This window comes from Actinoplanes sp. CA-030573 (assembly GCF_050951115.1).
In the GTDB taxonomy this organism is placed as follows: Bacteria; Actinomycetota; Actinomycetes; order Mycobacteriales; family Micromonosporaceae; genus Actinoplanes.
In genome coordinates this window covers 1-21,131 of record NZ_CP192038.1, presented here as the reverse complement: position 1 = coordinate 21,131, position 21,131 = coordinate 1, and the positions used below count along the sequence as shown (strand labels likewise).

Annotated in this window: 18 protein-coding genes and 2 tRNA genes; 7 read left to right on the top strand and 13 right to left on the bottom strand. The window is 69.4% G+C overall.

Features of this window, described 5'->3' with window-relative positions:
* Position 1: 1 nt before the first annotated feature.
* Positions 2-550: a YbaK/EbsC family protein gene (locus ACQP2F_RS00100; RefSeq protein WP_433299550.1), complete on the bottom strand. Its 549-nt coding sequence runs from the start codon at positions 548-550 to the stop codon at positions 2-4.
* A gap of 18 nt (positions 551-568) precedes the next feature.
* The gene (locus tag ACQP2F_RS00095) at positions 569-1,333 is read right to left on the bottom strand and encodes an SDR family oxidoreductase (RefSeq protein WP_433299548.1); all 765 of its coding nucleotides are present in this window, start codon (positions 1,331-1,333) and stop codon (positions 569-571) included.
* A gap of 93 nt (positions 1,334-1,426) precedes the next feature.
* Here ACQP2F_RS00095 and ACQP2F_RS00090 point away from each other — a divergent pair, with 93 nt between their 5' ends.
* The 6 genes from ACQP2F_RS00090 (at position 1,427) to ACQP2F_RS00065 (ending at position 6,226) form a co-directional block, all read left to right on the top strand.
* On the top strand, positions 1,427-1,885 hold the full coding sequence (locus ACQP2F_RS00090) for a hypothetical protein (RefSeq protein WP_433299546.1): 459 nt from the start codon (positions 1,427-1,429) through the stop codon (positions 1,883-1,885).
* Positions 1,886-1,898: 13 nt separating this feature from the next.
* On the top strand, positions 1,899-2,588 hold the full coding sequence (locus ACQP2F_RS00085; RefSeq protein WP_433299544.1) for a DUF6461 domain-containing protein: 690 nt from the start codon (positions 1,899-1,901) through the stop codon (positions 2,586-2,588).
* A 79-nt stretch (positions 2,589-2,667) separates the two neighbouring features.
* Entirely contained in the window at positions 2,668-3,186 is a 519-nt protein-coding gene (locus tag ACQP2F_RS00080) for an excisionase family DNA-binding protein (protein ID WP_433299542.1), read from the top strand.
* 130 nt (positions 3,187-3,316) lie between these two features.
* Positions 3,317-4,609, top strand: coding sequence for a class I SAM-dependent methyltransferase (locus ACQP2F_RS00075; protein WP_433299540.1), 1,293 nt, complete (start codon positions 3,317-3,319; stop codon positions 4,607-4,609).
* 119 nt (positions 4,610-4,728) lie between these two features.
* On the top strand, positions 4,729-5,124 hold the full coding sequence (locus ACQP2F_RS00070) for an NUDIX domain-containing protein (RefSeq protein ID WP_433299538.1): 396 nt from the start codon (positions 4,729-4,731) through the stop codon (positions 5,122-5,124).
* Positions 5,125-5,170: 46 nt separating this feature from the next.
* Positions 5,171-6,226 (top strand): GNAT family N-acetyltransferase, encoded by a 1,056-nt coding sequence (locus ACQP2F_RS00065; RefSeq protein WP_433299536.1) that lies wholly within the window; start codon positions 5,171-5,173, stop codon positions 6,224-6,226.
* On the opposite strand, the gene ACQP2F_RS00060 is transcribed toward ACQP2F_RS00065, so the two are convergent.
* The 6 genes from ACQP2F_RS00060 to gyrB form a co-directional block, all read right to left on the bottom strand.
* Positions 6,208-6,280 (bottom strand) — tRNA-Ala (locus ACQP2F_RS00060). The two genes, ACQP2F_RS00065 and ACQP2F_RS00060, sit on opposite strands and share 19 nt — an antisense overlap.
* 15 nt (positions 6,281-6,295) lie before the next feature.
* Positions 6,296-6,424: a DLW-39 family protein gene (locus ACQP2F_RS00055; protein ID WP_433307920.1), complete on the bottom strand. Its 129-nt coding sequence runs from the start codon at positions 6,422-6,424 to the stop codon at positions 6,296-6,298.
* A gap of 146 nt (positions 6,425-6,570) precedes the next feature.
* Positions 6,571-6,644: transfer RNA gene (locus ACQP2F_RS00050), tRNA-Ile, on the bottom strand.
* Between the two features lie 78 nt (positions 6,645-6,722).
* A complete protein-coding gene (locus ACQP2F_RS00045; protein ID WP_433299534.1) occupies positions 6,723-7,610 on the bottom strand; it encodes a DUF3566 domain-containing protein in 888 nt (295 codons plus the stop codon).
* A gap of 3 nt (positions 7,611-7,613) precedes the next feature.
* A complete protein-coding gene (gene gyrA, locus ACQP2F_RS00040) occupies positions 7,614-10,130 on the bottom strand; it encodes a DNA gyrase subunit A (protein ID WP_433299532.1) in 2,517 nt (838 codons plus the stop codon).
* A gap of 105 nt (positions 10,131-10,235) precedes the next feature.
* A complete protein-coding gene (gene gyrB / locus ACQP2F_RS00035; RefSeq protein WP_433299530.1) occupies positions 10,236-12,182 on the bottom strand; it encodes a DNA topoisomerase (ATP-hydrolyzing) subunit B in 1,947 nt (648 codons plus the stop codon).
* A 582-nt stretch (positions 12,183-12,764) separates the two neighbouring features.
* On the opposite strand from gyrB, the gene ACQP2F_RS00030 reads away from it, so the two are divergent.
* Positions 12,765-13,331, top strand: coding sequence for a hypothetical protein (locus ACQP2F_RS00030; RefSeq protein ID WP_433299528.1), 567 nt, complete (start codon positions 12,765-12,767; stop codon positions 13,329-13,331).
* A gap of 35 nt (positions 13,332-13,366) precedes the next feature.
* Here the strand turns inward: ACQP2F_RS00030 and ACQP2F_RS00025 are convergent, their stop codons facing one another.
* From ACQP2F_RS00025 to dnaA, 5 genes are all read right to left on the bottom strand, one after another.
* On the bottom strand, positions 13,367-13,948 hold the full coding sequence (locus tag ACQP2F_RS00025; protein ID WP_433307919.1) for a DUF721 domain-containing protein: 582 nt from the start codon (positions 13,946-13,948) through the stop codon (positions 13,367-13,369).
* Positions 13,949-14,126: 178 nt separating this feature from the next.
* Positions 14,127-15,257, bottom strand: a complete 1,131-nt coding sequence (gene recF / locus ACQP2F_RS00020; RefSeq protein ID WP_433299526.1) for a DNA replication/repair protein RecF — start codon at positions 15,255-15,257, stop codon at positions 14,127-14,129.
* Positions 15,258-15,285: 28 nt separating this feature from the next.
* Positions 15,286-16,158 carry a phosphogluconate dehydrogenase (NAD(+)-dependent, decarboxylating) gene (gnd, locus tag ACQP2F_RS00015; protein WP_433299524.1) on the bottom strand — a complete coding sequence of 291 codons (873 nt, stop codon included), beginning with the start codon at positions 16,156-16,158 and terminating at the stop codon, positions 15,286-15,288.
* Positions 16,159-16,197: 39 nt separating this feature from the next.
* Entirely contained in the window at positions 16,198-17,331 is a 1,134-nt protein-coding gene (dnaN, locus tag ACQP2F_RS00010; protein WP_433299522.1) for a DNA polymerase III subunit beta, read from the bottom strand.
* 1,949 nt (positions 17,332-19,280) lie between these two features.
* Complete coding sequence (dnaA, locus tag ACQP2F_RS00005; RefSeq protein WP_433299520.1) at positions 19,281-21,131, bottom strand: chromosomal replication initiator protein DnaA; 1,851 nt, start codon at positions 21,129-21,131, stop codon at positions 19,281-19,283.

The following is a 21,131-nucleotide window of genomic DNA, read 5'->3' as shown; positions in this document are numbered from 1 at the left end:
GTCAGACCGGCCGGGCCAGCCCCTCGATGACCTCGGCGTTGGGCAACGCGCCGAGGGCCGGCCCGGCGATCGCAATCTTGCTGTGCCGCACGCCGGAGCCGATGATCACGTGGGGCGTGGCCGCCACCCGGGCATCGACCAATATCGGCCAGTCGGCGGGCAGCCCGATCGGGGTGATCCCGCCGTACTCCATCCCGGTCAGCGTGACCGCCTCGTCCATCGGCGCGAAGCTGCATTTACGCACGTCGAGGTGCCGGCGGACGACGCCGTTCACGTCGGCCCGGGTCGTGGCCAGGACGATGCAGGCGGCGTACTTGGTGACGCCGTCGCGCTTGCCCGCCACCACGACACAGTTCGCCGAGACGTCGAGCCCCACGTCATATGCCTCGCAGAACGCCGCGGTGTCGGCGAGCTCGGCGTCGATCGGCGCGACCATCACCTGGTCGGCGTCGATCGGCGCCTCGGCCGGCCACACCGACAGCGCCTTGGCCACCGGATCGGCCAGCAGATCGAGGCGGGACTGAGCGGGTTCGAGTTTCAGGCTTCCCATCACGCCCGCCATCCTCGCTCAATACTTCGCGGCCAGGTAGTCCCGCCACCCGTGGGTGCCGGCCGGGGTCGCCGTGGTGGTCTGGGCGCCGGAGCGGATCGCCCGGGCCATGCGGCCGGGGAAGCGCAGCCGCCAGATCGGCCGCTTCGAGCCGCGGGCCGCCAGCCAGCCGCGCGCCAGCTCGTCGAAGGTCAGCACCTCCGGACCGGCGTACTCGGTGGTCTCGCCGGTCGCCGGCGACGCGATCAGCTCGGCGATCCGGTCGGCCACGTCCTCGATCGCGACCGGCTGGAGCCGCCACGCCGGATCGATGATCACCGGTCCGAGCTTGCTCATGGTCGCGAGCAACATCTCGACGAACGGGTGGAACTGCGCGGCCCGCAGGATCGTGTACGGGATGCCGGCCCGCTTGACGACCTCCTCGGTGTCGAGCTTCGCCCGGTAGTAGCGGTAGGGCACCCGGTCGATGCCGTTGATCGACACGTAGAGGACGTGCCGCACGCCGGCCGCCCTGGCCACCGTGAGCAGGCGCTCGGTGCCCTCGACGTCGGTGCGCTGCGGCCGGCCGGGCGCCGAGGCCAGGTGCACGATCACCGTCACGCCGTCGACCGCCTCGTTCAGACCTTCCCCGGTACGCAGGTCGGCCGCCACCCACCCGGACCGGGCGCGCCGGCTCATCGGCCGCACCCGGTACCCCTCCTTCTCCAGCCGGGGCAGCACCGCCGTGCCCAGCGTCCCGCTCGCGCCCGTGACCAGCACCGTCGTGTTCGTGTTGTCCGTCATGCTGTCCGGACGATCGACGCACCGGGTTCGTGACGAGTCGCCGGTCACCCCGTTTCCTCAGTCCTGGGCAGATCTTGCCGACTGTCAGGGGTTGTGAGGGATCGTCGCGGCGCACGGATCGGGACCGTCAGCGGCCTCGCTCTGCTTGCCGGCGGAACGGCGGTCGCGGCCGTCGCCGGGGGCGCGCATTCGATCTTCGCGACGATCCTGCTCGGCCTGCTCGCCCTGGGCATGGGTCACGCACTGCTCGTCGAGCTCAAGCGGCAGGCGCAGCGGCGCAGCCCGGGCGGCTGGGAGCGGGCCGACACGGTGAACACGGTGCTGCTGGCCTGCTGGGCCGAGGCCGCGATGATCCTGACGATCATCGAGGCCGGTCCGGTTCCGGTGCGGGTGGTGGGTGGCGCTCTCTTCGGCGCGTACGCCGGGAGCTGCGCCTACTTCGTGGTCGAGCGACGGCGTACGATCGCGGACCGCCCTCCGTCCGCCCCGGCGCCGCGACGCGCCGACGAGGAGGTCGCACCCGTCGGGTCACCGGTCGTGCCCGGTCTTTGATCTACTGTTCGCCGTGCGTCGCCGATCACTCGCTCTCCTGCTCGCCGCGGGCGCCCTCGCCGCCTGCAGTCCCCGCCGCACCGCGTCCCCGGCCGCGGCGGCCACCCCGCGTGCCGCCATCGCCGACGACTACTGGTGGCTCGCTCTCGAGCACGACCTCAGCCAGGGCTTCTGCTTCACCTGGGTGAAGGGGATGATCCCGCAGCAGGTGCTCAAGCGGCTCGGCGGCAAGGAGCTCGAGCGGGTCGGGTGGCAGCAGCTGGTCGGCTCCGGTGACGGCCAGCAGCCCGCCGCCGCGAACCGGTACTTCATCGGCGTCACCCGGCTCGAGGGCTGGTCGCTGATCGTCGAGGACAACGGCGATCTCGGGGTGACCGACGCGATCGTGCGGCCGCTCTCGAAGGGCACCACCGTCGCCGCGCTGCACCGGGGCGCCGACGGGCATGGGCGGTTCCTGCTTCTCCAGGACACCGCGGTCCAGCTCGACTTCGATCCGATGACGTACGCGAAGAGGTCCGGCAGCCGGGCGGCCGAGCTCGCGCCGATGCTCGCCGAGGTCGGCTTCGGCGTGGGCGACGACCCCGCCCGCGCGACCGACGCCGGGTTCGCGCTCGCCGAGCGGCTGACCGGCGTGCAGATCACCCAGGACCTGCTCCGGAAGCAGACGTACGTGCTCACGACCGTGCCACGTACGGTCGACTGAAAGAATCAATAGCCGTTCGGTTGTTGCATCGGAGATCTGTCCGGGCCAACATTCACCCGTGACGATGCGCTCGGAGTTCTTGAGCATCGGCGAGGCGGCGATCCTGTTGCGGTCCTCGCGGCAGCAGGTTGTCGATCTCTGCGCGCGCGGCCTCATGCCGTACGTCACGGATGGCCGGCAGCGACGCCTGCGCCGCGCCGACGTCGAGGCTCTCGCCCGGCCCAAGCTCTCCCAGCATCAGCTCGAGCAGCTCTGGTTGCACCGCGCTATCGCCGGCAAGTTCGTCGCCAACCCCGCCGCTTTGCTCGCCGCAGCCGCGATAACCATCCGACGACTGCGTCGCCTGCATCCCGAGGGAGCGTCCTGGGAGTGGCTGGACCGCTGGCAGGTGGTGATCGACAACGGCGCCGAGGCCGTCCTCGACGCGCTCACCTCCTCCGCCGAGTACGCGGTGCAGTTGCGCGGCACATCGCCCTTCACCGGCATCCTGTCCGAAGTGGAGCGGGCAACGGTGCTGGCCGCGCTGGCCGACAGCCGACGGGACCGGGCGCGTCCGGTGCCGGCCGAGAAGGTCGAGCGGGTGCTTCGCGCAGTGTGAGTCATCGATCACAAAGTTAGAAAAGGACCTTATGTAAAAAGCCGCGGCGGGCGGATAGTGGATCAGTTCATCCCCGGCCGCGCCGACGGCGTTTCCCGCCGCGCGACTGGCTGCGCCCCCGGGAGGCATCATGTCGATCATTACCCCCCGTTCGACGACCGCGACCAGGCTGGCCGGCCTTCTCTCGGCCCTACTGCAGACGTCGATGCCGGTACGGATCCGGGCGTGGGACGGTTCCACCGCCGGTCCGGCCGACGCACCGACCCTCATCATCCGCAACCGACGCGCTTTACGCCGCCTCATGTGGCAGCCCAACGAGCTCGGCCTGGCCCGCGCGTACGTGGCCGGCGAGATCGAGCTCGACGGCGATCTCTACGAGGCGCTCACCCGCCTGTCCGACCTCATTTGGCGCGCGCCCGAGGTCAGGGACATCCCGATCCACACGGTCGCCGGTGACCTGCTGCGACTGGGCGTGCTCGGCACCCAGCCCAAGCCGCCGCCGGAGGAGATGCACGTCAGCGGCGCCCGGCACAGCAAGCGCCGGGACAAGCTGGCAGTGAGCCAGCACTACGACGTCGGGAACGACTTCTACCGCATCGTGCTCGGCGAGAGCATGGTCTACTCCTGCGCGTACTGGACGTCGGATGCGCCCGGCTACGGCCTGGCCGACGCCCAGCGCGACAAGCTCGACCTGATCTGCCGCAAGCTCGGACTGAAGGCCGGCATGCGGCTGCTCGACGTCGGCTGCGGCTGGGGCAGCCTGGCCATGCATGCGGCCCGGGAGTACGGCGTGACCGTGCTCGGCATCACGCTCTCCGCCGAACAGGCCGACTACGCCCGCAAGCAGGTCGCCGAGGCCGGCCTCGCCGACCAGGTCGAGATCCGCATCCAGGACTACCGCGAGCTCGACGACGGCCCGTTCGACGCGATCTCCAGCGTCGGCATGGCCGAGCACGTGGGCACCGGGCCGTACCGGCAGTATGCCGACATCTTGTACGCCCAGCTCAAGCCCGGTGGCCGCCTGCTCAATCACCAGATCGCCCGCCTGCATCTGCCGCCGAAGCAGCCGCACCAGCAGCGGTCCTTCATCGACGCCTACGTCTTCCCGGACGGCGAGCTGGCCCCCGTCGGCACGACGACCACGATCCTCGAGGAGGCGGGTTTCGAGGTGCGCGACGTGCACGCCCTGCGCGAGCACTACGCCCGTACCCTGCGCACCTGGGTCGCCAACCTGGAATCCGAATGGCCCACCGCGGTACGCCTGACCAGCCCCGGCCGCGCCCGGGTCTGGCGCCTCTACATGGCCGCGTCGGCCCTGGCGTTCGAGCGGGCCCAGATCGGCGTGAACCAGGTCCTGGCGGTCAAGACGCACCGCTCCGGCGCCTCCGACCTGCCGGCCACCCGCGAGGCGTACCTGGGGTAACTCCCTCGCCGTCCTTATCCGTCCATTTCGGTCGGTTGCCTGTCGGGTACCGCCCGATAGATCCCTAACTTATCCACAGTCGTGAGCGCGATCTCCGCGAGCCGGTTAGCCTCCATCTCGTGGATGAGCGAAAACGCGCCGCCGCCGTAATAGTCCGCGACGGCCGTGTGCTGATGGTGCACGAGCGGAGCCGACGATCCGGCGGCGGCGAGTGGTGGACCCTTCCCGGCGGAGGCGTCGAGCCCGGCGAGACCCTCGAGCAGGCTCTGGCCCGGGAGGTCTTCGAGGAGACGGGCCTGGTGGTGAGCCAGGCGAAACACGTTCTGGAGATGCCCTATCCCTCCGGCATGACCTCGGTCTTCGCCGTCGAGGTGGCAGACGGCGAGCCGCGCCCCGGCCCCGACGACGGGGTCGGCCCCGAGCCGCTGGGCCTGGATTGGCTTCCCGCTCCGGAGCTGCCGATCGAGTCGCACGGAGTCCCGATCCCACCCATGATTGTCGTCCTGCCCGCCTGAGCATTTTGGTTTGCGGCCGGGTCATGCCCGCCGGACGATGGCGGGCATGACCATCGCGCCTCTCGATCCGGCCGACGCCGCCGCGATCGACGAGTGGTACGACCTGGTGGTCGCGGTGACCCGCCATGACCTGCCCGACTTCCCCACGCCCAGCCGGCGGGCCCACGTCGCCCGTTTCACCCACCCTTGGCCGCACTCGACCGAAGAGGCCATCCTGGCCCGGGACGGCGCCCACATCATCGGCGCCGCGTCGTACCAGATCCCCCAGAACGAGGACCTGAGCACGCTCTACCTGGATCTGATCGTCCACCCGGCCCATCGCCGCCGCGGCGTAGGCACCAACTTGCTGCAGGCCGTCGAGGCCGCCGCCCGCCGGCACCATCGCACCCTGATCGAGGTCGAGACGGTCCGCGCGCTGGCCGGCGGCCCCGCCCGCGACGAGTCCGGCTACCGCTATCTGACCGCTCGCGGCCACCGCCCCGGCATGACCAGCATCAGGTCGCGCTGTGAGCTGCCCGTTCGCGGCCCTTTGCTCTGCTCACCCATAGGCGCAGCCGCCGACCACCCATCGCTCTGCTCACCCGTACGCGCAGCCGCCGCCGGCTATTCGCTGATCCAATGGCGCGACGCAGCCCCCGCGGAGCTCATCGACGATTTGGCGGCCCTGCAAACCCGCCTGATGCTCGACGCACCCACCGGCACCTTGTCGGCCGACCAGCGTTCCTACGACGCCGCCCGTCTGCGCGCGCAGGAGGCCACCGAGCAGGCTCGAGGCCACCGCTCCTACTCGACCGCGGCCCGCCACGATTCCACCGGCCGCATAGTCGCAAGAACCAAGCTGGCCTTCGAGTCGGCCGCGAACACCCACGCCCGCCAGCGCATAACCCTGGTGGAGCCCGCACACCGAGGCCATCGCCTGGGCATGCAGATCAAGTCAGCCAACCACGCCTACGCCCAAGCGCACGAGCCACCGTTGCGCTTCATAGACGCCTGGAACGCCGACGACAACACCCACATGCGCGCCGTGAACACACAGCTCGGCTTCCGGCCGGTAGACGCCTGGCCGGCCTTCCAACTCTCCTGTGGAGCCCAGGGGACTTGAACCCCTAACCCCCGCCTTGCAAAGGCGGTGCTCTGCCAGTTGAGCTAGGGCCCCTCTTACCGCACCAGCCTATCGAAGGTCCGGCGCCGTAGTCGCCTCGTGCCACAGCGCCCGCTCATCACTGGACGCCTTGACCTTCTTCACCACAAGAGCCGCCACCGTAACGACACCGGCCACAATCAAAAGCTTCTTCAGCACGTTTGGCCCCAAACCTCGCGCAACGTTGTCACCCACCGCGCCCACCGTCAGGCCCGTGGGGTTTCCGGGGGCTCGGCCCCCGGAGCCAACATAACGAGCGGCCCCGGCTCACGGTGTGTGTGAGCAGGGGCCATCTAGTCCGCTCGTGGGGCTAGCTGGAATCGAACCAGCGACCTCAGAGTTATCAGCTCTGCGCTCTAACCGACTGAGCTATAGCCCCGCGCGATTGCGACACCGAAGATTACCGCACCGGGCCGCGGGCCACCAAAACGGGGGTGGCCCGCAGCGGCGATGCAGGTCAGTCGCGCTCGGCCAGGGTCAGCTCGACGCCGCCGACCAGGTCGGCGCAGACGTTGTAGATGAACGCGCCGAGGGTCGCGAGCGCCGTGAACAGGACGACGTTCACCGCCCCGATCAGCATCGATGTGCCGATCACGCCCCACGCGGTGATCTGGAAGCCACCGCTGGACGACCCATCGGTGCCGCCGGAGGCGCTCACCAGCTCCTTCAGGCTGTTGTTCACCTCACCCCAGACGCCCATCGCGTCGAGGGCCAGGTAGAGCACCGACGTGGCGACGACCACGACGATGAACAGCACCACGGAGACGGCGAACGAGAACTTCATGACGGACCAGGGGTCGATCCGCTTGAGGTTGAGCCGGGCACGGCGAGGCCCGCGGGCGGCGGCCGACGTCACCGTGGAGCGCGCCGAGCGGACGGCCTCGGTGACCCGGGCCGCACCGACCGCGGCCGAGCCGGTCGTGTTGCCGGGCTGCCGCTGCTGTTGCTGCTTGGCACCGGTCACGTTCCCGGACTGCTGGCCGGGGCCGGGGCCGGCCGGACCACCGGCCGGACGCTGCGGCGCCCCCGGGCCTGCGGGCCGGGCCGGCGCGGCGCCGGGAATGGCGCCCTTGCCCTTGGTGACGATCGGCACGGTCGCCGAGCCCTTGGCCACCGCGGGCCCGGGCCGCTTCGCGTCCGACGAACCGTCCTTGTCGGCGGGCTCACCCGGCGGCGGGGCCATGCCCGGCGCCCGGGTGAACTTCGGCGGGGACGGGGCATCGGCGGGGGTCGCGGTCCGAGCCGCGGCTTCGCGCCCGTTCGCGGCGGCGCCCTCTTTCTTGGCCGCCTCGTCCGGAGTCGCTGAGGCCCCCGCGGCCCCCGACTTCGCCTGTGTCTCCGGCATCAACTAGTCCTGTTCGTCAGGCTCGTCGGCATTGCGAGCAAGCGCCACGATGGTTACACCTTCTGGGAGGTCCATCAGCTTGACCCCCATTGTGTTCCGATCCCGCGTGCGCCGTACAGGCTTCACGGGAGTCCGGATGACACCACCATTGCTGGTGATGGCAAATAGTTCATCCTCGGGGCTGATCACGAGAGCGCCCACCAGACCGCCACGGCGCTCCGTGATTTTCGCGGTGAGAACTCCCTTCCCGCCACGGCCCTGTACCGGATACTCCTCGATCGGCGTCCGCTTCGCATACCCACCGTCGGTGGCGACCAACACATCCATGCCCTCGCGAACCACTTCCATGGCGAGGAGCTCGTCGTTGTCACCGAAGCGCATGCCGATCACGCCGGAGGTCGCGCGACCCATCGGCCGCAGGGCCTCGTCGGTCGCGTTGAAGCGGATGGCCTGCGCCTTCTTGGAGACCAGGAGCAGGTCGTTCTCCGGTGCCGCCAGGGTCGCGCCCACCAACTCGTCATCCTCCCGCAGGTTGATGGCGATGATGCCACCGCTGCGGTTGGAGTCAAACTCCTCGAGTCGGGTCTTCTTCACGAGACCATTCTTGGTGGCGAGCACAAGGTAGGGCTCGACCTGGTAGTTCGGGATCTGGATGATCTGCGCGATGTGCTCGTCGGGCTGGAAGGCGAGCAGGTTGGCGACGTGCTGGCCCTTCGCGACCCGGGCGGCCTCGGGCAGCTCGTACGCCTTCGCGCGGTAGACCCGGCCCTTGTTGGTGAAGAACAAGATCCAGTCGTGGGTCGAGATCACGAAGAAGTGCGAGACGATGTCGTCCTGCCGCAGCGTGGCGCCGCTGACGCCCTTGCCGCCGCGCTTCTGCGACCGGTACAGATCGACCTTGGTGCGCTTCGCGTAACCCGTACGTGTGATGGTCACCACAACGTCCTCGCGCGCGATGAGGTCCTCCATGGAGACCTCGCCGTCGAACGGGATGATCTGCGTCAGCCGGTCGTCGCCGTACTTCTGCACGATCTCGCCGAGCTCCTCGGAGACGATCGCCCGCTGCCGCTCCGGCTTGGCCAGGATGTCCTTGAGGTCGGCGATCTCGATTTCGATCTTCGCGAGCTCGTCGATGATCCGCTGGCGCTCGAGGGCGGCCAGCCGGCGCAGCTGCATGTCGAGGATCGCGGTGGCCTGGATCTCGTCGACGTCGAGCAGCTGCATCAGGCCCTGGCGCGAGTCCTCGACCGTCGGCGACCGCCGGATCAGGGCGATGACCTCGTCGAGCATGTCCAGCGCCTTGACCAGACCGCGCAGGATGTGGGCGCGTTCCTCGGCCTTGCGCAGCCGGAAGGCCGTACGCCTGCGGATGACCTCGATCTGGTGGTCGACGTAGTAGCGGATGAACTGCGCCAGGTTCAGCGTGCGCGGCACACCGTCGACCAGGGCCAGCATGTTGGCGCCGAAGGTCTCCTGCAGCTGGGTGTGCTTGTACAGGTTGTTCAGCACGACCTTCGCGACCGCGTCGCGCTTCAGGACGATGATCAGCCGCATGCCCGTACGGCCGGAGGACTCGTCCTTGATGTCGGCGATGCCGGTGAGCTTGCCCTCCTTGACCAGCTCGGCCACCCGCTCGGCGAGGTTGTCCGGGTTGACCTGGTAGGGCAGCTCGGTCACGACCAGCTGCGGCCGGCCGCGCGGGTCTTCCTCCATCTCGACGACCGCGCGCATGCGGATGGAACCACGACCGGTCCGGTACGCGTCCTGGATCGCCTGCTGCCCGACGATGAGCCCCTTGGTCGGGAAGTCGGGACCCTTGACCAGCTCGAGCACCGCCTCGAGGGTGGCCGCCTCGTCCGCCTCGGGGTTGTCCAGCGCCCACTGCACGGCCGCCGCGATCTCCCGCAGGTTGTGCGGCGGGATCTTGGTGGCCATGCCGACCGCGATGCCCTCGGAGCCGTTGACCAGCAGGTTCGGGAAACGGGCGGGCAGGATTGTCGGCTCCTGCGTACGCCCGTCGTAGTTGTCCTGCATGTCGACGGTGTCCTCGTCGATGTCCCGCAGCATCTCCATGGCCAGCGGGGACAGCTTCGACTCGGTGTACCGCATGGCGGCCGGCGGGTCGTTGCCCGGCGAGCCGAAGTTGCCGTTGCCGTCGATCAGCGGGTACCGCAGTGACCAGGGCTGGCCCATCCGGACGAGCGCGTCGTAGATCGACGAGTCGCCGTGCGGGTGGTAGTTGCCCATCACGTCGCCGACGACGCGTGCGCACTTCACGTAGCCACGGTCGGGGCGGAACCCGGAGTCGTACATCGCGTAAAGGATCTTGCGGTGCACCGGCTTGAGACCGTCCCGGACGTCGGGCAGCGCCCGGCCCACGATCACGCTCATCGCGTAGTCGAGGTACGAGCGCTGCATCTCGACCTCGAGGCCGACGGGCTCGACTCGCTGGGTCACACCGCCGCCGCCGGTCTCCTCGGGGGATTCGTCGCCGGCGGGTGGTTCGGGAGTGTCAGTCACTGTTAACCCTTACTCAAGGTGAAACCAGGCAAGTACGGCTAAAGCACGCATACTGCTGTGGATAACGTTGTGGAAAGTCGGTCGGCGCTGTGGATATCGGGACCCTCAGATGTCGAGGAACCGCACGTCCTTGGCGTTGCGCTGGATGAACGAGCGCCGCGCCTCGACGTCCTCACCCATAAGGACGCTGAAGAGCTCGTCCGCTGTTGCAGCGTCGTCGAGAGTCACCTGACGCAGCGTCCGGGTCGCCGGGTCCATGGTCGTGTCCCACAGCTCGTGGAAGTTCATCTCGCCGAGACCCTTGAACCGCTGGATGTCATCCGGCTTGGCGTTCGGCTTCTTCTGCTGGCGCAGCGCGATCAGGCCGTCCCGCTCCCGGTCGGAGTACGCGTACTGCGCGTCGTCGCCCCGCTTGTTCCACTTGATCTTGTAAAGCGGCGGCGCCGCCAGGTAGACGTGACCCTGCTCGACCAGCGGCCGCATGAAGCGGAACAGCAGGGTGAGCAGCAGCGTCTGGATGTGCTGGCCGTCGACGTCGGCGTCGGCCATCAGCACGATCTTGTGGTACCGCAGCTTGGCGATGTCGAAGTCGTCGTGGATGCCGGTGCCCAGGGCGGTGATCAGCGACTGGACCTCGTTGTTCTTCAGCACCCGGTCGATCCGGGCCTTCTCCACGTTCAGGATCTTGCCGCGGATCGGCAGGATCGCCTGGATCGCGCTGTTGCGGCCCTGCTTGGCCGAGCCGCCGGCGGAGTCGCCCTCGACGATGAACAGCTCGCACACCCGCGGGTCGGTGGACTGGCAGTCGGCCAGCTTGCCCGGCATCGAGCCGGACTCCAGCAGCGACTTGCGGCGGGCCAGCTTGCGGGCCTGCTGGGCGGCGATGCGGGCCCGGGCGGCCTGCGACGCCTTGGTGATGATGGTCTTCGCGTCGGCCGGGTTGCGGTCGAACCAGTCGGCCAGCTGCTCGTTTGCCACCCGCTGGACGAAGCTCTTCATGTCGGTGTTGCCGAGCTTGGTCTTGGTCTGGCCCTCGAACTGCGGGTTCTGCAGCTTCACCGAGATGATCGCGGCGAGACCCTCGCGGATGTCCTCGCCGGAGAGCTTCTCGTCGCTCTTGAGGAACTTCTTCTCCGCGCCGTAGCGGTTGACCAGGCTGGTCAGCGCCGCGCGGAAGCCCTCCTCGTGGGTGCCGCCCTCGTGCGTGTTGATCGAGTTGGCGAAGGTGTAGACCGACTCGCCGTACGACTCGTTCCACTGCATCGCGACCTCGACGGCCATGCCCTCCTCGGGCGACTCGCTGCCGAAGTCGATGACCGTCTTGTGGATCGGGTTCTTGGTCTGGTTCAGGTGGCGGACGAAGTCGGAGATGCCGTCCTTGTACATGAACGTGACCTTGCGGTGGTTGCCCTCTTCGTCGACCGAGCGCTCGTCGGTGAAGTTGATCGTCAGGGCACGGTTGAGGAACGCGTACTCCTGGAGGCGCCGGTAGATCGTCTGGAAGTCGAAGTCGGTGGTCTCGAAGATCGTCGGGTCCGGCCAGAACTGCACCGTCGAACCGGTCGTCGTCGTCTCCTCGCCCTTGACCAGCGGGCTCGGCTTGGACGCCGTGTAATCCTGCCGCCAGACGTAGCCGGACTTGTGGATCTCGACGTGCATCTTGGTGGACAGCGCGTTGACCACCGAGACGCCGACGCCGTGCAGGCCGCCGGAGACCTTGTAGGCTGTGCCCTCGAACTTGCCGCCGGCGTGCAGGATCGTCAGCGCGACCTCGACGCCCGGCTTCTTCAGCTTCGGGTGCAGGTCGACCGGGAACCCGCGGCCGTTGTCGGTGACCGAGACGCCGCCGTCGGCCAGCAGAACCACGTCGACCGTGTCGCAGTAGCCGGCCATCGCCTCGTCGACGGCGTTGTCCACTACCTCCCAGACCAGGTGGTGGAGGCCCCGCTCGCCGGTGGAGCCGATGTACATGCCGGGACGCTTGCGGACTGCCTCGAGGCCCTCGAGCACGGTGATCGACTCCGCACCGTACTCCTGCTTCTTCTCTGCCACCCTCGGCCACTTTCTCGCGCGTCACCCCCGGTGAGGGGCCCCGCAGCGGGGTTGGCGGACATACGGCGGACGGCCGGCGGGCATGACGGGCCACACACGAGGAACCCGCGGGGAGGAGCGGACCACCGGTGGAACCGTGCGCGCCGGTCGCCGCGGCAGGCCCGCGGATCGTGATCGGCTGGAAAAACCGCGTAGCGTAACGATCGGCAACCCGCCGTCACGACCGCGCGATGCTTTTCCGGTCTCCGTCGATTCTACCTCGCGGAAGCGAGTTCATGAGGGTGCGGCACCCCGTCCGGGTGCCTCAGATCGCCGTAGCGCCGTCGGAGCCGCCACCCACGTCTCCCCCTACACGGAAGAGCCGCCTCGCGCAACGGCAACTGATCCGGCTGTCGATCGTCACCGCGCGCCTGCCGGACCGAGCGGCCACGCGCTGCGACACTGCCTCACAACACCGGGGCATGGTGTCGTAACCTTCGCCCGGCGCGAACCGGTGCGTGGCCGGACGCCACACCGCGAGGTTGCATCGGCGCTCCGCCGCGGCGAAGCTCTGCGAGGCATGTCGAGGAGGGATGGCCCCAGATGGCGCATGACAAGGGGCTGGACAACGTCGCGGTGCACTGGCCCCGGACGAACCAGTACTACGACCCGGTGGCACCCGCGGAGTTCGTCGACTTCGGCGCGATCGCCGACGCGCCCGAGATCGCCGCGCCGACCGGAGCGCTGGCGCTGCACATCGCCAAGACCGGCACGGTGCGGGCCACGGCGTACACGGAGCTGGTCGATCTGCTTCTGGGTCTCGACGGCGTGCTCTACGCGACCGACGCGGCGGCCGAGGACGAGGACCCGGTCATCGACCCGGACGGCTGCGCCTGGATCGCGGGCGGCCTCGAGCGCTTCGTCGAGGGTCACGAGAAGTTCGGCGACCTGGTCACCTTCGACACCGTGGCCGAGGTGATGCGGGCCGCGATCACCCAGGGCCGCCTCGCCGAGCAGCAGCTGCGCTGGCTGGAGAACCGGATGTCGGCCCTGCGCGACGACGCCGGCAACGCCCCGCACTGGAGTTTCGCCCGCTCCGAGCTGGCGATTCTCGCCGGTTTCTACCGCCGCTGCGCCGATCGCGGTTTCGCCGTTTTCGCCGACTACTGAGCAAAGGCGCAAACCCGCCAATTGATTACTGCGCGTCATCCGTACGTGTCGCGCGGTCCTCGCCCCTGCACCCGCCGCGGCCCCTTGCTCCACGACGGCGCGGCCGGCCCGTGGATGTTCAGCTTGGTCACCACGTTGTGGCCGACCTCGGCCGCGATGTTCTTCAGCAGGGTCGCCGCCAGCATCCGCAGCTGGGTGGCCCACGCCGTCGACTCGGCTTCGACGGTCAGCACCCCGGCGTCGAGCTTGACCGGCCGGCTGTGCTTGGCGATGTCCGGGCCGACCACGCGCTCCCAGGCCCCGAAGACGGTGGCCTCGGCCTTGGGCTTCTCCCAGCCGCGCGCCTTCATGAGCCGGCCGAGGACGTCGCCGAACAGCTGCGGGTCGCGCGGGTCGGGCCCGGGGCCGGAGTAGCCGCGTGGCCGCTTGCCCGTTCCGGCGCCCTCTCCGCTGCGGCGGCGCGGGTTGGCGGCTGCCGCCTTGCGCTTCGCGAGCGCGGCGTCGAGCACGGCCCGGGCCAGCTCCGGCCCGGCTTTGGCGGGGTCGCCGGACCCGTCACTGGCTCCTGCGGCCCCCTCAGCGGCCTTCTCCGCCCTCGAACCGCCCCCGGACGGGATCTCCCCACCCTCGGCGGCAGCGGCGCGCTCAGCGGACCGCTCAGATCGACTCGACGTCGGTCGGCCGGACTCGGACGGGCCGGGCTCCGTCTCGTACCACTCGTCGCGTCGGCGGTCCTCGCGGAAGTCTCCCTTGGGGAAGAACCGTTCCGCCGTCGGGTCGTAGCCGGGTCGCTCGTCAGGCGTCACGGGTCACCGATCCCAGCGTCACGTCGAAGCGGGCGCCGCGCAGGGTGGGCGGCACGTCCTCCGGGACCGCGCAGGTCACCAGCAGCTGGCCGGCGTCGGCGACCAGGGCGGCCAGGCGGTCGCGGCGGCCGGCGTCGAGCTCGGCGAAGACGTCGTCGAGGACCAGGACCGGCTCGATGCCGTCCGAGCGCAGCAGGTCATAGGCGGCCAGCCGCAGCGCCAGCGCGAACGACCAGGACTCGCCGTGGCTCGCGTAGCCCTTGGCCGGCAGGTCGCCGAGCGCCAGCGTGAGGTCGTCGCGGTGCGGGCCGACCAGGGTCACGCCGCGCTCGATCTCCGCGGAGCGACGCTCCTGCAGGGCGGTGAGCAGGGCTTCCTCCAGCGCCGGGCGGTCCGGCGTGAGGTTTTCGCCGAGATTCGACGCGTACGCGATGGCGGCCGCGGCCCGGCCGGCGGCAACCGCGTCGTAGGCCTTCGTCAGGTGCGGGCCGAGGGCGGCGACCAGTTCCAGCCGTCCGGCCAGCAGCTCGGCGCCGTGGTCGGCGAGGTGGTGATCCCAGACCGCGAGCGTGGAAAGGTCCTGCCCACGGGTGCCGCCGACCTTGCGGGTCAGGTACGCCGTACGCAGCAGCGCATTGCGTTGCTTGATCACCCGGTCGTAGTCGGCCCGGACGCCGGCGTAGCGCGGCTGGCGCGCCACGAGCAGGTCGTCGAGGTAGCGCCGGCGTGCGGCCGGGTCGCCGCGGACCAGCTCGAGGTCTTCCGGCGCGAACAGCACCATGCGCAGGGCGCCGAGCACCTCGCGCGGCCGGCGCACCGGCGACCGGTTGAGCCGGGCCCGGTTCGCCTTGCCCGGCACGATCTCGAGCTCGACCAGCAACTCGCGTCCATCGTGGACGATTGCGCACCGGATGACGCCCGATGCGGCGCCGGCCCGGACGAGCGGGGCGTCGGTGGCCACCCGGTGACTGTCCAGTGTGGCCACGTAGCCGAGCGCTTCGATCAGGTTGGTCTTGCCCATCCCGTTCTGGCCGACCAGGACGGACACGCCCGGGTCGAGGTCGACCGCCACCCGCTCGTAGGAGCGGAAGTCGGCCAGCTCGACCCGGCGTACGTACATCCCCGTGATTTTAGTGCGGTGGAGCCGGTCAGCCGACGACGGCGTGGCCGCCGAACTGCTGGCGGAGGGCGGCGACGGCCTTCATGGCCGGCGAGTCGACCTGACGCGACTCGAACCGGGTGAACAGCGAGGCGGCGATGACATGGGCGGGCACCGCCAGGCGCACCGCCTCGTCGACCGTCCAGCGGCCCTCGCCGGTGTCCTCGGCGTAGCCCTTGAGCTTGGCCAGCTCGGGGTCGCCGTCGAGGGCGCGGTCGAGCAGGTCGAGCAGCCACGACTTGACGACGCTGCCCTCACGCCAGCTCTTGATCGCACCGGGGACGTCGTCGACGTACTCGGACGCCTCCAGGAGCTCCCAGCCCTCGGCCAGGGCCTGCATCATCCCGTACTCGATGCCGTTGTGAACCATCTTGGTGTAATGGCCGGCGCCGACCGGGCCGGCGTGGACGAAGCCGTACGGGCCGGCCGGCTTGAGCGCCTCGAAGATCGGCATCGCCTTGGCGACGTCCGCCTGGCTGCCACCGACCATCAGCGCGTAGCCGTTCTGGCTGCCCCAGATGCCGCCGGACACGCCACAGTCCATGTACCCGATGCCCTTGGCGGCGAGCCGCTCGGCCCGGGGCTTGTCGTCGGTGAACTTGGAGTTGCCGCCGTCGATGATCAGGTCACCCTCGGACAGCAGCTCGCTCAGCTGGTCGATCGTGCTCTCGGTGATCTCGCCGGCGGGCACCATGGTCCACACCACTCGTGGAGCGGACAGCTTCTCGACCAGTTCGGCGAGCGAGCTGACGTCCCGCTTATCCGGATGGTGATCGAAACCGACCACCTCGTGCCCTGCCGCGCGGATTCGGTCGGCCATGTTGCCGCCCATCCGCCCGAGACCGATAAGGCCAAGCTGCATGGTGTTCCCCCTAGATGTGCGGTTCTCTCGCCTTCAGTATCAGCGCGTTACCCGGATCGGCATGATCAGATAGCGGTAACCGGGCACGATTTCGCCGTTTTCGCCCGCGGGGGAGATCACAGCCGGCTTGAACGCGTCGACGAAGGACAGCATCGCGTTGGGGGCGCCGAGGTTCTGCAGGCCGTCGATCAGATACTGCGGGTTGAAGCCGATCGTCAGGGGCTCTCCGGTGAAAGTCGCCTCCATCGCCTCGCTGGCCCGCGCCTCCTCCGTCCCACCGGCCTCGACCACCAGACCGTCCTCGCTGAAGCTCAGCAGCACCGGGGTGGTGCGCTCGGCGACCAGGGCCACGCGGCGAACCACCTCGACCAGGGCGGCGACGCCGACCCGCGCCTCGGCGTTGTGGCTCGCGGGGAACAGCGAGCGCACCGGCGGGTAGTTGGCGCCGTCGAGCAACCGGCTGGTGGTGCGCCGGGTGCCGCCGGCGAAGCCGATCATGCCCTCGCCCGCGTTGCCCTGGGAGAGCGCCAGCGTCACCGAGCCGCCCAGCGGGCCGAGCGTCTTGGCCGTGTCGTTCAGCGTCTTCGCCGGGACGAGGGCGTTGAGGCTGATCTCGGAGTCGTCCGGGTTCCACTCCATCTCGCGCATCGCGAGCCGGTAGCGGTCGGTGGCCAGCATGGCCATCGTCGAGCCGTTCAGCTCGATGCGGACGCCGGTCATCATCGGCAGCGTCTCGTCCCGGCCGGCGGCGACGGCCACCTGGGCGACCGCGGCGGCGAAGGCGGCGGCGTCCACGGTGCCGGCGCTGGACGGCATCTCCGGCAGGGTCGGGTAGTCCTCGACCGGCATGGTCGGCAGCGTGAACCGCGCGCTGCCGCAGACCAGCTCCAGATGCGCGCCGACGGCGGCGATGTCGACCGGCTTGTTCGGCAGCGCCTTGGTGATCTCGGCGAGCAGGCGGCCGGAGACCAGGGCGGCCCCGTCGGCGTCGGCCTGCACCTCGACGCTCACCTGGCTGGAGACCTCGTAGTCGAAGCCGGAGACGTGCAGCCGGCCGTCGGTGACTCGCAGCATGACGCCGGCGAGCACCGGCACCGACGGCCGGCTGGGCAGGCTCTTGGCCGTCCATGCCACGGCGTCGGCGAGTGCGTCTCGCTCCACCCGGAACTTCATGCTGTCCTCCGCGTCGCTTCCTCATGTCAGGGGCGTGGATCCCCACGAACTTTATTGCGGGCGGCAAGCCGGTGCGTGCCCGGGCCTACCGGTGCGGGGTGGTGGCGAGGCTGTGACGAGCCGCCGGCGGCCCGATCCACAACATCCCCAACGCCGTTGATTGCTTTTTGTTGTCTTAGAAAAATCTCTAGTCGTCTTCATAGGGCCTGTGCATAGTGTGGAGAACTCGAGTTAGTGCAGGTCAACGGGTTATCCACCGGTGATTCACATGTGGGCAACCGGGGTACAAACCCGGGTCTGCGTCCACAGTCGTCGACCTGACTTCGGTTGTCCACCGTTGTCCACCGGCTATCCACCGGATTTCCACTGGGTTTGTCCCCCGCCCTGTGTACAACGTCGAGACGCTATCGGCTCGTCGTCCCCAGACTCTTCAACAGGCAATCCACACCCTTCCACAGGACGTGGACAACCTCGTGACTGTGCGTGTCTGTCCACATCGATTTCCCCAGGAGTTCTCCACATCTGTGGGAAGCCGCGCCGAGGGTTATCCACCGCTGGGGATGAAGGGCTGTGAACGCCTGTGAATTGGTGTGGATAACGTTGGCACGAGACGGTTGCGTTCTGTCGTTGACATCGGGAGCCGGAGGTGGATCGGCGTCGGCGGGGGTCGCGTCGGTTATCCCCGACGGTTATGCACAGGCTGGGGATAAAGGTATGGAAAACGGGCGAACGCCACTCTTTGGGGTGAGCGGGCCTGTGGGTAAGCCGGCGATCTGTGGATGAAGGCGGTCTTGGTGTCCGCCGATCCGGTGACCTGTGTGTTTGGGGCGAGGCCCGGACGCGGTGGCTGCAACGTCTTGGGGGCCGCTGAGGTGGTGTGGATAACCGGCCGAAGTTGTCGTACCCGTGGCTTATCGTCGGCCCACCCAATCACGGGTGGGGGAGGTGGCGGGCCCTGCGTTGCTTCGCCGCCGTGTTGGATAGCCGGCCAGGTCGTCGTCCCGGATTTGGTGCCTCTGCTTGCGGCTCAGCCACTTGGTTGGCTGCCGGGCACGCTTGCTCCGCCGTCGCGCTTGCCCCACCGCCGCTCATGCTTGCCCCGCTGCCGGGCACGCTTACTCCGCCGCCGCTCGCGCGCTTGCTCGGCTGCCGCTCACTAGCTCGGCCGCCGTTCGGACATTCAACTGCTTGCTCGGCCGCTTTGCTCCGCCGCCGGTCCCCAGCCCCTTCGGCCGCTTGCGCTGGACGTCCGTTCGACCTGCCGGGTCGGCCGCCAGTTGGACTGGTCGGTCGGCCACCGGTTGGACCGGTCGGTCGGCCACCGGTTGGACCGGTCGGTCACCGGTTGGACCGGTCGGTCACCGGTTGGACCGGTCGGTCGGCCACCCATCGGACCGGCCGGTCGGCCACCAGATGACGCAGCCGCGAGCCGTATCGCGCCCGGCGGTTCGTGATGTTGATGAGTTCGGGCGCGCTAGGAGCGGTAAGTCTTCACCGCTGGCGTGTCTCCGGATCGGCCGCTTGCCCGGCCCGTTGTCGTTACGGGCCCTATGCGCTGCATTCTCGGCTCCGTTGGCGATGTTGGCGAGTTCGGGCGCGCCACGAGCGGTAACTCTTCATCGCTGGACTGGCGGCCGTTGAGCCGGTCGCTTTGGCCCACCAAGCAGGGCGGCGAAACGGACTGCGACCGCCGGCGGCGGAGCAAGCGGCCGAGCAGAGCGACTGCTGCGCGAGCGGGTCGAGCGGCTACCGGTGCCAGGCAAGCGACGGCCTGACCAGGCAAACCACAGCGGGACTCGGCGCGCGAGCCCGGAACGGACGGCACCGCAAGCAGGCAGCCCAGCCCGCCGGTCGCGGCACCGGGCCGGCAAACGACGGCCTCGCGGTGCTCGGCGGGGCGGGCCGAGGTGCGGTTGGGGATGGAACAGATCCCGTACCCGCCAAATGCTCTAGGTGTTTTGTTTGATGCGGTTGGTCAGCTCGGCGATCTGGTTGTAGAGCGACCGCCGCTCGGCCATGTGTTGGCGGATTTTGCGGTCGGCGTGCATGACCGTGGTGTGGTCGCGGCCGCCGAAGGCCTGGCCGATTCGGGGCAGCGAGAGGTCGGTGAGCTCGCGGCAGAGGTACATGGCCACCTGGCGCGCGTTGACCAGCACCCGCGAGCGGGAGTGTCCGCGGAGGTCCTCGAGCGAGACGCCGAAGTAGTCGGCGGTGGAGACCATGATCTGGTCGGCGGTGATCTCGGGGCCGGCGCCGTCGGGCATGAAGTCGCGCAGGACCTCCTCGGCCAGCGAGAGCTGGACGGGAGAGCGGGTGAGGCTGGCGAAGGCGGTCACCCGGATGAGGGCGCCTTCGAGCTCGCGGATGGAGTTGGAGACGCGCGAGGCGATGAACTCCAGGACGTCGTCGGGGGCGTACATCCGCTCCTGGGCGGCCTTCTTCTGGAGGATCGCGATGCGCGTCTCGAGGTCGGGCGGCTGGATGTCGGCGAGCAGGCCCCACTCGAAGCGGGTGCGCATACGGTCTTCGAGGGTCGCCAGCTGGCGCGGGGAGCGGTCGGAGCTGATGACGATCTGCTTGTTGGCGTTGTGCAGCGTGTTGAAGGTGTGGAAGAACTCCTCCTGGGTGCGCTCGCGGTTCTCCAGGAACTGGATGTCGTCGATCAGCAGGATGTCGACGTCGCGGTAGCGCCGCTGGAACGCCTGGGTCTTGTCGTCGCGCAGGCTGTTGATGAAGTCGTTGGTGAACTCTTCGGTGGAGACGTAGCGGACCGAGCGCGCGTGGCCGAGGGTGGTCGCGTAGTGGCCGATCGCGTGCAGCAGGTGGGTCTTGCCGAGCCCGGAGCTGCCGTAGATGAACAGCGGGTTGTACGCCTTGGCCGGTGACTCGGCGACGGCGACGGCGGCCGCGTGGGCGAAGCGGTTGGACGAGCCGATGACGAACGTCTCGAACATGTACTTCGGGTTGAGCCGGTTGCCGTCGTTCGTGCCGCGCGGGTTGGAGGACGGGCGGATGTCCATCGGCGCGCGGCCGGGACCGTTGTCGCCGCGGGTGGGCAGCGCGTCCTCGACCAGAGTGGGACGGTCGTCCGGGCGGCGCTGGTTGTCGCGCAGCTGGGCCGGGTTCGCCGCCATCCGGTGCGGTGCCGCCTCGTTCGACTCGGGGACCTGGTCGGTGGCCGGGGGCGCGGGCGGGGCGATGTGGCCGAGCGGCGCCTGATGCTGCATGGGCATCGGCTGCATCGGGGCGGGCGGCGACGGCTGCATCGGCGGGTGCATCGCCGGCGGGGGGCCGGCCGGAGTGGCGGTGGGCGCGGGCGCCGGCTCGGCGAACAGGGCCTCCTGCCCACCACGCGCGGCGGGCACGTTGCGGTAGGAGGGGCGCTGCGCGCTTTCCCCGTACGGGTCATGGGCGTACGCCGGAACGTCGGGCCGGCGCGGCTCGGGCTCGGCGTAGTGCCGCGGCTGGGGCTCGGCCGGCTCATCGGCGACCGGCTCGACCGGCGTGCCGTAGACGGTGCCGGGCAGGCCGGTGCCGTCCTCGGGCGGCTTCACCGTGACGGCGACCTGGATCGGGCGACTGAGCTTGCGACTCAGCGCCTCGGTGATTGCCGGGCGCAGGCGCGACTCGATGACGTCGCGGGTGAAGGCGTCCGGCACGGCCAGGAGCGCGGTGTCCTCGACGATGGCGCGCAGCTTGGTCAGCTGCAGGTAGGCGCGCTGCTGAGGAGACGAGATCTCGTCGGCAAGCTCCTCCAGCGTCGCCTTCCACACATCGCTCAGGTCGACCTGATCGGCCAC

Bases quoted from the DNA above. Each gene is read 5' to 3' on its own strand.
- ACQP2F_RS00100 (WP_433299550.1), bottom strand. From the start codon at position 550: ATGGGAAGCCTGAAACTCGAACCCGCTCAGTCCCGCCTCGATCTGCTG.
- ACQP2F_RS00095 (WP_433299548.1), bottom strand. From the start codon at position 1,333: ATGACGGACAACACGAACACGACGGTGCTGGTCACGGGCGCGAGCGGG.
- ACQP2F_RS00075 (WP_433299540.1), top strand. From the start codon at position 3,317: ATGTCGATCATTACCCCCCGTTCGACGACCGCGACCAGGCTGGCCGGC.
- ACQP2F_RS00065 (WP_433299536.1), top strand. From the start codon at position 5,171: ATGACCATCGCGCCTCTCGATCCGGCCGACGCCGCCGCGATCGACGAG.
- ACQP2F_RS00045 (WP_433299534.1), bottom strand. From the start codon at position 7,610: ATGCCGGAGACACAGGCGAAGTCGGGGGCCGCGGGGGCCTCAGCGACT.
- ACQP2F_RS00030 (WP_433299528.1), top strand. From the start codon at position 12,765: ATGGCGCATGACAAGGGGCTGGACAACGTCGCGGTGCACTGGCCCCGG.
- recF (WP_433299526.1), bottom strand. From the start codon at position 15,257: ATGTACGTACGCCGGGTCGAGCTGGCCGACTTCCGCTCCTACGAGCGG.
- gnd (WP_433299524.1), bottom strand. From the start codon at position 16,158: ATGCAGCTTGGCCTTATCGGTCTCGGGCGGATGGGCGGCAACATGGCC.
- dnaN (WP_433299522.1), bottom strand. From the start codon at position 17,331: ATGAAGTTCCGGGTGGAGCGAGACGCACTCGCCGACGCCGTGGCATGG.